The sequence below is a fragment of the Microbulbifer maximicatervae (SeqCode) genome, from assembly GCF_052467225.1.
In genome coordinates this window covers 877982-890347 of the sequence record NZ_CP174303.1, presented here as the reverse complement: position 1 = coordinate 890347, position 12366 = coordinate 877982, and the positions used below count along the sequence as shown (strand labels likewise).

The 12366-nt window shown below is 52.6% G+C and carries 14 protein-coding genes; 12 read left to right on the top strand and 2 right to left on the bottom strand.

The features are described from left to right. Positions 1–2 precede the first annotated feature (2 nt). From ACJJIZ_RS03895 to ACJJIZ_RS03875, 5 genes are all read left to right on the top strand, one after another. Positions 3–272: a hypothetical protein gene (locus ACJJIZ_RS03895; RefSeq protein ID WP_444915257.1), complete on the top strand. Its 270-nt coding sequence runs from the start codon at positions 3–5 to the stop codon at positions 270–272. Positions 273–465: 193 nt separating this feature from the next. Next, a complete protein-coding gene (locus ACJJIZ_RS03890) occupies positions 466–1131 on the top strand; it encodes a MotA/TolQ/ExbB proton channel family protein (RefSeq protein ID WP_108734861.1) in 666 nt (221 codons plus the stop codon). Between the two features lie 11 nt (positions 1132–1142). Then, positions 1143–1655 carry a biopolymer transporter ExbD gene (locus tag ACJJIZ_RS03885; protein ID WP_444915256.1) on the top strand — a complete coding sequence of 171 codons (513 nt, stop codon included), beginning with the start codon at positions 1143–1145 and terminating at the stop codon, positions 1653–1655. A gap of 12 nt (positions 1656–1667) precedes the next feature. Beyond that, positions 1668–2189 (top strand): ExbD/TolR family protein, encoded by a 522-nt coding sequence (locus ACJJIZ_RS03880; protein ID WP_413663686.1) that lies wholly within the window; start codon positions 1668–1670, stop codon positions 2187–2189. A gap of 1 nt (position 2190) precedes the next feature. Further along, positions 2191–3183 (top strand): AgmX/PglI C-terminal domain-containing protein, encoded by a 993-nt coding sequence (locus ACJJIZ_RS03875; protein WP_413663687.1) that lies wholly within the window; start codon positions 2191–2193, stop codon positions 3181–3183. Between the two features lie 98 nt (positions 3184–3281). Here the strand turns inward: ACJJIZ_RS03875 and ACJJIZ_RS03870 are convergent, their stop codons facing one another. Together ACJJIZ_RS03870 and ACJJIZ_RS03865 are read right to left on the bottom strand one after the other, a co-directional pair. Continuing rightward, on the bottom strand, positions 3282–3659 hold the full coding sequence (locus tag ACJJIZ_RS03870; RefSeq protein ID WP_413663688.1) for a DUF2237 family protein: 378 nt from the start codon (positions 3657–3659) through the stop codon (positions 3282–3284). Then, a complete protein-coding gene (locus ACJJIZ_RS03865; protein WP_413663689.1) occupies positions 3650–4273 on the bottom strand; it encodes a DUF2939 domain-containing protein in 624 nt (207 codons plus the stop codon). Before ACJJIZ_RS03865 ends, ACJJIZ_RS03870 begins: the two co-directional genes overlap by 10 nt. A gap of 222 nt (positions 4274–4495) precedes the next feature. On the opposite strand from ACJJIZ_RS03865, the gene ACJJIZ_RS03860 reads away from it, so the two are divergent. From ACJJIZ_RS03860 to ACJJIZ_RS03830, 7 genes are read left to right on the top strand one after another with little or no spacing between them, the layout of a single operon-like run. Beyond that, on the top strand, positions 4496–5191 hold the full coding sequence (locus tag ACJJIZ_RS03860) for a DUF2189 domain-containing protein (protein WP_444915255.1): 696 nt from the start codon (positions 4496–4498) through the stop codon (positions 5189–5191). 27 nt (positions 5192–5218) lie between these two features. Continuing rightward, entirely contained in the window at positions 5219–5902 is a 684-nt protein-coding gene (locus ACJJIZ_RS03855; protein ID WP_444895790.1) for an RDD family protein, read from the top strand. Between the two features lie 12 nt (positions 5903–5914). Then, a complete protein-coding gene (locus ACJJIZ_RS03850) occupies positions 5915–6889 on the top strand; it encodes a stage II sporulation protein M (RefSeq protein WP_444915254.1) in 975 nt (324 codons plus the stop codon). Further along, the gene (locus ACJJIZ_RS03845) at positions 6879–8465 is read left to right on the top strand and encodes a DUF4129 domain-containing protein (RefSeq protein WP_444906956.1); all 1587 of its coding nucleotides are present in this window, start codon (positions 6879–6881) and stop codon (positions 8463–8465) included. Before ACJJIZ_RS03850 ends, ACJJIZ_RS03845 begins: the two co-directional genes overlap by 11 nt. Further along, entirely contained in the window at positions 8455–9765 is a 1311-nt protein-coding gene (locus ACJJIZ_RS03840; RefSeq protein WP_444915253.1) for a DUF4350 domain-containing protein, read from the top strand. The genes ACJJIZ_RS03845 and ACJJIZ_RS03840 overlap by 11 nt, the downstream gene beginning before the upstream one ends. Next, positions 9762–10766, top strand: coding sequence for an AAA family ATPase (locus tag ACJJIZ_RS03835; protein ID WP_444895787.1), 1005 nt, complete (start codon positions 9762–9764; stop codon positions 10764–10766). Before ACJJIZ_RS03840 ends, ACJJIZ_RS03835 begins: the two co-directional genes overlap by 4 nt. Then, the gene (locus tag ACJJIZ_RS03830; protein ID WP_444915252.1) at positions 10763–12160 is read left to right on the top strand and encodes a DUF58 domain-containing protein; all 1398 of its coding nucleotides are present in this window, start codon (positions 10763–10765) and stop codon (positions 12158–12160) included. The genes ACJJIZ_RS03835 and ACJJIZ_RS03830 overlap by 4 nt, the downstream gene beginning before the upstream one ends. Positions 12161–12366: the final 206 nt, after the last annotated feature.

The following is a 12366-nucleotide window of genomic DNA, read 5'->3' as shown; positions in this document are numbered from 1 at the left end:
CAATGAAATTATTTTCTAGGCTCATACTGAGCCTGTCTATCTTTGCATATGGCGCAACAGCAGAGGAAATAACAACGCTGGAGTCCACCGTAATTGGCAGTCAAGAACAACCTAAGGTTTTATATATCATTCCCTGGAAGCAAGCCGACAGTTTACAAAGGCTCGACAGCGTTCTGCCGCAAACTTTCTCCTCTGTATTTGAACATCAGGAATATTCGGAATTTCGGCGGGAAATAAAGCTGTTACAAGCTGAACAGGAAAAAACCGATTAGGCCGACCCATCAAAATAAAAAATAATTTTTTGCGGCGTATGGAAGCGGCGCTGCTGAATTTATACAGCGAAGACATGGAACCGCCGCAGCAGGCTTCAACGTCCCGCGGCCCTCTTTATACACCAAGGGTGGGAACTCAATCGCTCTCCCTTTGCACTACAAATTTATAACTTTATCTGTGGAGAATTAAATCATGGAATTCACTCAAGCGATGCTGCGTTTTTTCCAAAATGGCGGACCCTTCATGTACCCAATTGCGGTAGTCCTGGTGATCGGACTGGCAATGGTAGTAGAGCGCTGGATATTTTTATCACGCGCGCGGAATGCCAATAAAAAGGCGTATCAACAAGTATTGCCCATGTTGCAAAAACGCAGCTATCAAAGTGTCTTGCAGCTGGCCCGAGACAACGATGCAGCAATGGGCCGTATCGCCGCAGCGGGCATCAACACTTTGCAATTTGCCAAGCGCGAGGAAAATATTGCCCTGGCTATTGAGGAAGGGATTCTCGAAGCGGTTCCCCGTCTGGAAAAACGCACCAGTTACTTGGCCACTCTCGCTAATATTGCCACTCTGCTGGGCCTACTCGGCACTATTATGGGTCTGATTGCTGCATTTACTGCAGTAGCCAGTGCCGACCCATCTGAAAAAGCGACCATGCTCTCCACCAGTATTTCCGTAGCGATGAACACTACAGCATTCGGTTTGATTTCTGCCATTCCCCTGCTGTTGTTTAACTCAATGCTACAAAATAAAACCAATGAGATTGTCGATAGTTTGCAAATGGCCGGGGTTAAATTCCTTAATCTGCTGACCATGGGACGCCCACAGAAAGCGGAACAACGCACCGCTAACAGCTAAGGGATACCGCCATGCTGAACATAAATATTCGCCGGCGTGGATATGAGGAAGCGGAACTCGATATCACCTCGTTTATGAGTTTGATGACCATTTTGGTTCCTGTGCTACTGCTAAATATGGTGTTTTCCCATATCTCCGTGCTCAAGCTGAACCTGCCGGGTATCAGCGATGGAAGTTCCAGCAGTGTGGAGGAAAACCGCCAGCTCGAACTCGTTTTGCGCACGCAGTATGTCGATATCAATTATCCCGCTGGGCAGCGGGTTAAACGCATCCCACACGAAGAAAACTCACCGGATTTCGCCACGATATCTATCGTTTTACAGCAGATAAAACGGCAGTTGCGAGAAAAATCTATCGACAAAGATGATCTGGTGATCCTGTCAGAAAAGGGAACGCCTTACAAAACTCTGGTCACCGCCATGGATACTGCACGCAGCTACCGGGCTGTAGTGGCCGCATCTGTTGTTGATGCAGAACTGTTCCCCCAGATATCTCTCGGCGATGCACCGGAGCAGACAAAATAGCGGGGCCAAACTATGAAGATAAATGCAGCCGCAAAACTGCAAGAGCGCAGGCAAAGGCAAAAAAAGCAGCAGTCAAAACTGAACCTGGTATCACTGATGGATATCTTCACCATCCTGGTATTTTTCCTTCTGGTGAACTCAACCAGTGATGTTCAGGTTCTGCAGACTGATAAAACCATAAAACTGCCCAAGTCCACCTCACAACAGAAACCCGAGGTGACTACTGTAGTGCGGGTCAACAATAAACAGCTGTTTGTCGGGGACCGATTTATCGCCAGCATCGATGACATCGATCCCAGCGCAGAGAATATTGAAGCCCTGGTAACAGAGCTTAAATACCGTGCTGAACGAGCGGGAGAGCTGAGCGAAGCCCAGAAAACTCTGGGCCGAGCAGTGACTATTTTAGGTGATGAACAAGTTCCCTATGAGTTGCTGAAGCAGATCATGCACACCTGCGCAGCCGCAGACTTCCGCGATATGTCTTTCGCCGTAGAACAAACAGCGCCGGAAGATCCCTCGGGGGTGGAATCCTGATATGAGTACAGCAACCATTAGTTACGCCCCCTGGCAACTACAGGAAACAGTGCTTCCCTGGTCCGCCTCAAGAGAGGAGGATCAGCGCTTTATCAAATTGCTGCGCGGTGGCCTGATAGCCCTGGCCATCAGTGGCATTGCCGTTGCACTGGCGCCAGTACCCGAACTCACCCGGGAACAGGCCGAAAGGGTGCCACCACAGCTGGCCAAAGTGATTCTGGAAAAAAAGGAATTGCCAAAACCCAAGCCAAAGCCGAAACCCAAAGAGCAAAAGAAGCCCGAGGAAAAGAAAAAGCCCGAAGAGAAACCCAAAAAGAAAGCGGAAACACCCGACAAGCCCAAGCCTGTGGAGAAGCCGCGCAAGGTTGAAAATCCCCCGGTTGCCAAGGTACAGCAGGCCCGGGAGAAAGCGGCCAATAGCGGTCTGAATGCACTCGCCGATGATCTGCTGGATATGCGCGAGAGTTTTAATACATCGGATATTAGCCGGGGCCAGCTCAGCTCGGGGAATGCTACTGCCACTAAAATAGAACGCAGTATGATCGCGGATAAGTCAAAAGCCTCCAGTGGCGGCGTTGCCGCCGGTAGAGTAAGTCGGGATACCGGTGGTGTCTCACTGGCCGGACGTGAGAACACCCGAGTACAAAGTACCCAGGCAACGGGTTCAGCCAAAGAAGCGGTGGCCAAGGCCCGAGGGCAAAAATCCATACGTACCGACGATTCCATTCGCAGTGTTATGGAAGCCAATAAAGAGGCCATTATTGGAATCTATAATCGCGCGCTGCGCAGGGACCCAACTCTGCAGGGAAGACTCACCGTACAGTTGGTGATCGCACCGAATGGTGCTATCGCGTCGATCAAACTGGTAGAGAGCGAGCTCAATAACCCGGCACTTGAACGCAAGTTGCTGGCGAGAATCCGCATGATCAATTTTGGTTCTGCCAACGTTGAGAGTACTACCAAGAACTACTCAATCGACTTCCTGCCTTCTTAAGTTCCGATAGCTATCTTGTTTGTAGCGTGGCGACACAGGGACGTGCCGCCATTTGAAGGGCGTTAATAGGTGGGCAAGAAGCTGATCCACCCAATCAACTAAAGCAAATCCAGCGCATAGCGACGCAATGTTTGCATAGGAATAATTTCCAGCGCCTTCACATGTGTACTCTGTAAAAATACCCGGGGTGCCATATCCAATTTCTCCGCTTCAAGCCAGCGCGCGGCACAGAGACACCAACGATCCCCTTCCTTTAAACCGGGAAAATTAAACTCCTCTACCGGTGTGCTCAAATCATTGCCGCGACTGCGGGAAAACTCCAGGAACTTATCAGTCACGGCAACGCAGACGGTGTGAGAACCGAGATCCTCTTTACAGGTGTTACAGCAGCCATCGCGAAAGAAGCCTGTCTTCGGGTCCAGGCTACAAGGCACCAGTGGATCACCAAAGACGTTGACTGAATTTTCTATCTCCATTCCTGACTCTCTCCACTTCTATCACCAATTAGCTGAATGTCCACCAGCTGCCAGCGCAGACCATTGCGTTGCATCAACATGCGCAATTCAGGCCGACCATGCTCACCATATTCAACACTCAGATGATTGAGGTCGGTAAAATGCCAGCCCATGCGCTGCCAGGAATCTTCATTCTCTTCCGCTGCAGAAGTCTCATTCTCGGAAATATCCGGTGTTTCACCACCCTGTCGATAAATTTCCCGCTGAAATGCCTCCAGATCCTCTCCCCCACGAAGAAGGTCGGCAATGCCCTCAGGAGTAATAAACTGTTGTAAAAGTGGATCCATAAAGAAATTTGCACCAGCACTGAGTAATTCATCAAATTCCTGAGGAATAGAGTTACTTAGAGAATTCCTAAGTTGCTGCTGTAAGCGGATCTTTAAATTGTCACGTAAAACAGGAAAATCGACATAGCGCTCTAACGTGTCGATACTCTCAGCTCTAACCTGCGGCTGATCGGATTTAGCCATTTTCGCCGCACGCTGCAATTGCTCGATGGAATAAAACGGCAAGGCGACATACCCAGCGGTAATCAACACCAAAACCAGGCCGCTCATCCACAGTATTTTTTTCATCAATTCTATTCCTTAGTCACTCCCCGGGGATTTTATGCTGAGAAAGATGTATCACCTAATTTGCCAATGTATTGGCGTGGCATTGTTCGCCACTCCTGCCTATGAGATATTTCCCTCCCAAGACTCTGCACCCCATTAATAATCTAAATCTCAATAAGGACAGCTAACAGGATGAGTGACATCTATACGGCACCAAAAGCCGATTTGGCGAGTACGCGGGAAATGGAGGAATTCGGCTCTGTAGAGAAGGGGATTGCAGGGGACTATTCGTTTTCTCTCGGTGAAGCCCTCAGTGAAGGGTGGCAATTATCACTAAGCAATATGGGAACTATATGGCTTAGTTTTATTCTTTACGCACTGGGCGCATCCGCAATAATGCTCATCCTAGCGGCATTAATGTGGGGTTCTATATCATCGGCTGCTGGTTTATCAGGCATGCTATTCCTAGTCATCTTAGCGCCTATCGCCGTAATAGTGATCGTTGCCCCTCTTATGGCAGGTTCTATGATGGTAAGTATAAAGATTGCCAGAGGAGAAAAAACCAGCGCCACCGAGGTATTCTCCTATTTCGATAAAATCGTGCCCCTTGGCCTGGCAATGTTTTTATTATATTTCCTCGTTTCGATTGGCTTTTACCTGTTACTTATTCCCGGTATCTATCTTTCAGTCGCCTATATGATGGCCCTGCCGCTTATCGTAGATCACAACCTGGGTCCCTGGCAGGCTATGGAGGCTTCACGTAAAGCCATCACCAAAAACTGGTTCGCCTTTTTTGGCCTTTTGCTGGTAATGATGGTCATTTACGTTGCAGGCAGCCTTCTATTCCTCATAGGATTAATATTCGCCCTTCCCTGGATTTTTGCGACTTACGGCGTTGCTTACCGTCAGGTCTTCGGCGCCCCCACTCAAAACACATAATCGGTTCTACCAAACAGGAGCGGTGGCTTGCTGGATACCACCTATAACGTCGAAACACCCGAGGGGATTGATTTGCGCGCGCGGGCCGCTGGACCCGTGCCACGTATCCTTGCGTATGCAGTGGATGTGTTTTATCGATCATTGATATTGGCTGCGATCGGCTTTGCGTTGCTATTTGCCGGCTTTGCCGGTGCGGGTATCTGGCTCGTCTGCGCCTTTCTTCTCGAGTGGTTTTACCCGGTGTTTTTTGAAGTTTTGCGGAACGGCCAGACACCGGGCAAAAAGGCCTTTGGCCTAATGGTGGTCAACGACAACCTTACGCCGGTATCCTGGGGAGCATCCATCGTTCGCAACCTGCTACGCTTTGCGGATTTTATGCCATTTGCCTACGCCACTGGCGTAATAAGCATGACACTGGGGCGTCACTTCCAGCGCCTTGGCGACCTGGCAGCAGCCACCCTGGTGGTCTATCGCGAAGAGGAAAAGGCACCTGTTGCCCTGCCGGATACAACCCCGCTCCCACCACCACAAAACCTTCGCCAGCAAGACCAACAGGCACTGGTTAGCCTTTTGGAGCGCCACCAGGATTTAAGCGAAGCGCGTCAGCAAGAGCTCGCCAATCTGCTCGAACCGATTACTCGGAAAAGGGACAGCGATGCCTTGAGCTACCTGCGCTCCGTGGGCAGTTGGCTACTCGGTGGCAGGGGATAGGCAGAGGTACCTATGAAGCAGAGAGACTTTGAGAATCGCTACCGCGACAGCTGGGAGCAATTAGAAGCCTGGCTGAAAGCGGATCGGAACAAGTCCGAAGTTGCGGCCCTGGACCTACCCGTCGCCTACCGCAACCTTTGCCAGCAGCTGGCAATGGCTAAGGAGCGGCAATATACCAACCGCCTGATAGACCACCTCAACCAGCTGGTTATGGCGGCACATCACCGTGTCTACCGCCAGGAAACCTTGCGCCGCAAGGGATGGTTGCACTATTTGTTGGCAGGTTTTCCCCAAGCCGTGCGCGCTAATAGCCGCGCAGTACTGCTGGCATCCGCTTTGTTTTTAATACCTGGCCTGATCCTGGGAGTCGGCACTTACAACAACGATGCCCTGGTGTACGCAGTAATGTCACCGGAACAGGTTATGGGTTTTGAATCCATGTATGATCCGGGCAACCGGGTACTGGGCCGCGAGCGCGGCTCTGATACCGACCTGTTCATGTTCGGTTTTTATATCAAAAACAATATTGGCATCGCCTTTCGCACCTTTGCCGGCGGTGTACTGTTTGGCCTGGGCTCAATTTTCTTCCTGGTGTTTAACGGCATCTATATTGGCGCAGCGTTTGGGCATATCACCCGGGTGGGCTTTGTCTCCACCTTCTACCCATTTGTGATTGGCCACGGCGCCTTTGAGTTGACCGCCATAGTACTGACGGGAGCAGCGGGCCTGATATTGGGACGCTCTCTAGTGGATCCGGGCCAACACCGACGCACGGTCGCACTGCGCCTGGCCGCTGTCGAAGCAATGAAGATTATGTACGGCACTTTCCTGATGCTGGTGATTGCCGCTTTCCTTGAAGCCTTCTGGTCCTCCAGTGCCAGCACACCGATTGCGATCAAGCTCGGGGTAGGCGCCCTGTTTTGGGTACTGGTCTTTGCGTACTTTATCCTGGCGGGACGCAGGGAGGGCGCAACTCATGCAAATTAAGAATCTGGCCGTGCGAGCCCGCTTGCGCTCTCCCTGGGAGTCTGTCGATCTCGGTATCGCCCTGGCACGAAAGTACTGGTGGCAACTTTTTATAGTCTACCTGTTGCCTGCAGCACCGCTATTTGCTTTGTGTTATTGGCTGTTTCCAGAGTCACCAACGCTCTCCATCTTATTTATTTGGTGGCTGAAACCCGTATTTGATCGGCTGCCCCTGTTTATGATCAGCCGCGCATTATTTGGCTCACCGGTATCCATTGGTGAGGCATTGAAGCATTTCTTTAGCCAGAATCGTCGCGACTGGTTTATGTGGCTTACCCTCCGTCGGCTGAGCCCCACACGCTCTTTCGATATGCCAGTCACCGTGCTGGAGCAATCCACAGGTAAGGCCCGTACCTCGCGCCTTGGGGTACTGCACCGCAAACACTCTGGGGCCGCCACCTGGCTAACACTAACGCTTTACCATATTGAGATATTTCTACTTGCCGCATTAAGTGTGATGGCATTTCTGTTTATCCCTGAACAGTATTCCGATGGGATCGATTGGATCCCTCTGCTCCAAGGGGATACTCAATGGCTGGAATGGATATATAACGGACTCTACCTGTTTGTTATGGCAGCAGTAGCCCCCTTCTATATCGTTAGCGGATTTTGCCTTTATATTGGCCGTCGTATTGAGTTGGAAGGCTGGGATATAGAAATCCAGTTTCGGGACCTGCTGGAACGCCAGCAGCGTGAACAGGAGTCCCACCGCAGAAGAAAACCAAGCACTGCTGCGCTAATCCTGATCTGCGGGCTCACCTTTGGCTCATTAATTCCAGCGCCCCCCGCCAGCGCCGCATCTTTGGAAACCCCGCAGCAGGCCCAAGAGCATATTGACGAAATCCTCGCTGGCGATGAATTTCATCAAATGAAAGAGATCAGTGGTTGGCGCAAAAAAGACAAATCTGAAACAGAAGCCGTCAAAGAAAAGTTCCCCGAGTGGTTAATTAACTTTATCGAATGGCTTTTTGAGAACTCTAAAGATACGCCTGAAGTTGACGATGAAGTTAAATGGGGCCCAACAATTGCGAAAATCCTGGAGCTGCTGCTTTGGATTGGCTTGGTATTCGGCCTGGGCTATCTGCTTTGGAGACATCACGATAAAATTCTTCAGAGCTTGAAATGGCAGCCTAAGCCAAAGAAAAAGCAGCCCGTCCCCGAAACCCTATTCGGCCTGGATGTACGCCAATCGAGTCTGCCCGATGACGTTTGCGCGGAGGTCATGCGCCTGTGGACAGAGGGAGACAAGCGAGCCAGTTTGGGACTATTGTACCGCGCCACCCTCTCTCACCTGATTGAAGACTTCGAGTTTTATTTTGGCGATCACCTTACCGAAAGTGAATGCGCACAGCTGGTACAAGTAAGGCAACAGGAGCCGAATGAAGTACAGCGCCCAGTAAGTCCCGCCCTGAGTCAATTTGTACAAGAGCTTACTGCAAACTGGCAGCAGCTTGCCTATGCCCACCGGCCGCCAAAAGAGGCTCAGGTAAGCTCACTTTGTAGCCAATGGCAGGAGGAATTTGGCAATGACCGCTAAGAGAATTCTGTTGGCAGCCCTGGTCATAAGTGGCGTGGCACTTGTATGGCTATTCCTCACTTTCTACGAGCGCTACTCCAAGGAGATCGACAGCGGCTGGAGCATGGAAGCCAGACGAAATCCCTACCTGGCAGCAGAAAGATACCTCACCGATATCCAACTGGCGCCGCATCAGGCAGATAATATATCTGTACTCCAAGGCCTTTCCTCCGATGCCACCCTGTTTATCAACAGCTCCAGCCAGGTCTATAACCCCACCAAGGCCCAAGAACTTCTAGAGTGGGTCGAGCGCGGTGGCCACGCCATCGTTGTAGCCTATACCGGCAACTTCGACAGCGACTCCGGGCGCAGTGAAAACCGCGATTGGCTACTTGAGTCCATGGACGTCTCTATCCAAGAGGGACACAGTAAGTTCGAACTGCAAGAAACCCTGGAGCAACTGCTCGGGGAGGATGCCGTACTCGAGCCTGAGCAGAGCCCCGCTGATGCCATGCGGGAGCACAATCGCAAACTGGACGAAGGCGAAACGGAAGATGAGCCGAAGGAACAAGAGGAACCTCGCAACCCCGATGTGTCAGAAGAGGATCTGGTAACCCTGCCTGTTGAGGGCGGCAGCGAAATACAGCTATACCTCGATGCCAGCCACCTGCTCTACCACCCTTCGTTTAATGACGAGACTATCACCGATGGACCTGTCTTCTGGGCAAAAGTACGACGCGGCGATGTCGGCGTACCGTTTATGCAGTTCGAGCGCGGCAATGGTGTGATTACCCTGATGACTGACAGCACCCTGTGGCAGTCCCAGCGTATTGGCCACTTCGATCACGCCTATTTCTTACAATTGCTGGCCGGCGAAGGAGAGTTTGTCTTTCTCACCCGCCCCCGCTTTGAAACCCTTTCTAAGGTTGCTCGTCAATACGCTGCAGAGTTTTTTCTCGCCGGCGCACTGGCCTTACTCGCTTGGCTATTACTACACGGGCGCCGCTTCGGCCCCTTGCAGCCGGAGCCAGAAGTGTCCCGCCGTTCTCTGCTAGAACATATATCCGCCTGCGGCCATTACTACTGGCAGGACGACCAGGGGGAAACCCTGCTGCGCGGCCATCGGGAAGAACTTCTACGTCGTCTTGGCGCCACCCATATCAACGCCACTAAAAAACGCAAACTGTGCGACAAGCTCTGTGCCTCCACCGGTATGGATGAACGGCTAATAGTTGAAACCTTGTGGGGCAAGCCCCCAACAACCGAAGAAACATTTACTGAACACATGCGTAATCTGCAGCGAATTGAGGCAGTCCTATGAACGAGACCACCCTTCAACCAGAACAACAAACCACGGGCCCGTCACCTGACTGGCAGGCTGCGTCCGCCAAACTTCAGATACTGCGCAACAATATCAACCGGTTGCTGATTGGCCAGGAGCAGGTGGTTGACCAGGTACTCGTAGCTCTGCTGGCTTCTGGCCACGTACTGCTCGAAGGTGTACCCGGACTCGGCAAAACCCTTCTGGTGCGCACCCTGGCCAACTGCTTTGGCGGCAATTTCCGCCGCATCCAGTTTACCCCGGATTTGATGCCCGCCGACGTTACCGGCCACGCCATGTACAACATGGGAGAGAGCCGCTTTGAGGTGCGTCGCGGGCCGGTATTTACCAACCTGCTGCTGGCGGATGAAATCAACCGCGCCCCCGCCAAAACCCAGGCCGCCCTGCTGGAGGTGATGCAGGAGAAGCAGGTCACTATCGACGGCCAGGCACTGAAAGTACCCAGTCCATTTATGGTACTCGCCACTCAAAACCCCATCGAGCAGGAAGGTACCTACCCGCTGCCAGAGGCGGAACTGGACCGATTCCTGCTGAAAGTCCTCATCGATTACCCCAGCCTCGAAGCGGAACTGAAATTGGCCGCCGCCGCCAGCAGTGGCCGAATTGAGCGCAGCCTGCAGGAAAAGCTGGCCGGGGAAATTACTGTCGAGGGATTGCAACAACTTCAGGCCCTGGTGCCCCAGGTCGGATTGGACGAACAGGTATTGAATTACGCCGTGCGGCTGGTGCGCGCCACCCGCCAATCACCGCAGCTGCGCAGCCCCGCCGGCCCGCGCGCCAGTATCGGCCTGCTGCAGGCAGCCCGCGCCAATGCGCTGTTACAGGGACGGGAATTTGTACTGCCGGATGATATCAAGGCCATGGCCATCCCGGTAATGCGCCACCGTATCGGCCTATCTCCAGATATGGAAATTGACGGTGAAACTGCTGACACGGCGCTGGCAATGATTATCGACAGTGTTGAGGCGCCGCGACTGTGACACAGACTGTAGCTGCAACAGAGCAACAGGCAGCACCAGCGCAAAGCGGTCGCACCGGCCCGAGTCCGCGCCTGGTCAAACTGCTCGGCTACTGGTGCCTGGCGGCTCTGGCAATTACAGCAGCGCGAATTTGGTTTCCGCAAGCCAGCTCATTTATCGGCAACCTTTGGTGGGGAGCGAGTGCCCTGTTAATCAGCGCCACCCTGCTGGACTATCTCACCGGTTACCGTGTAACCGGTCTGCAGGGGCTGCGGCGATTGCCCGGCAACCTGGCCCTGGGCGTACGCAATACTGCGCGGCTAAAACTTCACAATACCGGCCCACGCCCACTATTACTCCAGGTTTCCGACTCAATCCCACAGCAACTGGGATCGACAGGGCTGCCGCGCTCCGCACAACTTAACCCGGACCAGGAAATCACCATCGAGTACGACCTGGTACCCCGTCGCCGCGGCAGCGCCTCTTTTGGGCGAATCGAGGTACTGGCCAACTCCCCCTGGGGACTCTGGCAGACAAGGGTATGGTTGGGACAGGAGCAGACCGTCAAGGTCTACCCCAATTTTCTCGGTATCTCCTCGCTGCAGTCTCTCTCCACCGAACAGAGCCTGCGCCTGATGGGATTGCACCAGCAGCAGCGTCGCGGTGAGGGCATGGACTTCCGCCAGCTGCGGGAATACCGCCAGGGAGACAGCCAGCGACAAGTGGATTGGCGCGCAAGTTCACGGCTGCGCAAACTGATCAGCCGTGAATACCAGGACGAGCGCGACCAGGAAATTATTTATATGCTGGATTGCGGCCGCCGAATGCGCGCTAAAGACGGCGAGCTGAGTCACTTTGACCACGCACTCAATGGCTTGCTGCTTTCAGCTTATGTCGCCATCAAACAGGGGGACGCGGTCGGCTTGCAGGCATTTGCTGCGGCACAGGAGAGCAGTGGTGGACAGCTGCCTCCAGTAAAAGGCGAAAGTGCAATCAACCTACTGTTGAATAATGTCTACGACCTCCACTCTGGCACCAGTAGCGCAGATTACACTAGCGCCGCACAACAGCTGATGGCCCATCACAAGCGCCGTGCCCTGGTAATCCTGATTACCAACTTGCGCGATGAAGATAGTGATGAACTCCTAGCCGCAGTCAAATTGCTGTCGCGCAATCACCTGGTGATGATTGCCAGTCTGCGGGAGACTTCTGTGGACAAATTGCTGCAACAGCCGATTCAGAGCTTTGATAGTGCAATAAACAGTGCAGCAGCGAGGGACTTCCTGCGCCGCCGAGAGCAATTACTTCAGCATTTGCAGGCACACAATGTCATAGTGGTTGACTCGAGGCCGGAGCTTTTGCACCAGTCTCTGGTAGAGGCCTATTGGCGCCTAAAGCGCAGCGGCAGAATCTGAATCGTCAAATTCACCGAGTGGGGACTCTCCGAGCCCCCACTATTTAAACCTTCTCTATAACCTTCCCACTACCCGCAATAATCCAGGGCTGTCCGGGAACTCTCCCCAATCCCGGGAATCTCTTATTGAGCGCGCTACCTCCTGGAACCTTTAGCTTCCAGCAAAGTTAGATTTATTTTTAGAATGCGCTGAAGAAAAGAAATTAA

What these genes read in the sequence shown, in the direction of transcription:
- ACJJIZ_RS03895 (WP_444915257.1), top strand. Translation starts at nt 3, where the DNA reads ATGAAATTATTTTCTAGGCTCATACTGAGCCTGTCTATCTTTGCATAT.
- ACJJIZ_RS03890 (WP_108734861.1), top strand. Translation starts at nt 466, where the DNA reads ATGGAATTCACTCAAGCGATGCTGCGTTTTTTCCAAAATGGCGGACCC.
- ACJJIZ_RS03865 (WP_413663689.1), bottom strand. Translation starts at nt 4,273, where the DNA reads ATGAAAAAAATACTGTGGATGAGCGGCCTGGTTTTGGTGTTGATTACC.
- ACJJIZ_RS03875 (WP_413663687.1), top strand. Translation starts at nt 2,191, where the DNA reads ATGAGTACAGCAACCATTAGTTACGCCCCCTGGCAACTACAGGAAACA.
- ACJJIZ_RS03850 (WP_444915254.1), top strand. Translation starts at nt 5,915, where the DNA reads ATGAAGCAGAGAGACTTTGAGAATCGCTACCGCGACAGCTGGGAGCAA.
- ACJJIZ_RS03845 (WP_444906956.1), top strand. Translation starts at nt 6,879, where the DNA reads ATGCAAATTAAGAATCTGGCCGTGCGAGCCCGCTTGCGCTCTCCCTGG.
- ACJJIZ_RS03835 (WP_444895787.1), top strand. Translation starts at nt 9,762, where the DNA reads ATGAACGAGACCACCCTTCAACCAGAACAACAAACCACGGGCCCGTCA.
- ACJJIZ_RS03880 (WP_413663686.1), top strand. Translation starts at nt 1,668, where the DNA reads ATGAAGATAAATGCAGCCGCAAAACTGCAAGAGCGCAGGCAAAGGCAA.
- ACJJIZ_RS03860 (WP_444915255.1), top strand. Translation starts at nt 4,496, where the DNA reads ATGGAGGAATTCGGCTCTGTAGAGAAGGGGATTGCAGGGGACTATTCG.
- ACJJIZ_RS03885 (WP_444915256.1), top strand. Translation starts at nt 1,143, where the DNA reads ATGCTGAACATAAATATTCGCCGGCGTGGATATGAGGAAGCGGAACTC.
- ACJJIZ_RS03840 (WP_444915253.1), top strand. Translation starts at nt 8,455, where the DNA reads ATGACCGCTAAGAGAATTCTGTTGGCAGCCCTGGTCATAAGTGGCGTG.
- ACJJIZ_RS03870 (WP_413663688.1), bottom strand. Translation starts at nt 3,659, where the DNA reads ATGGAGATAGAAAATTCAGTCAACGTCTTTGGTGATCCACTGGTGCCT.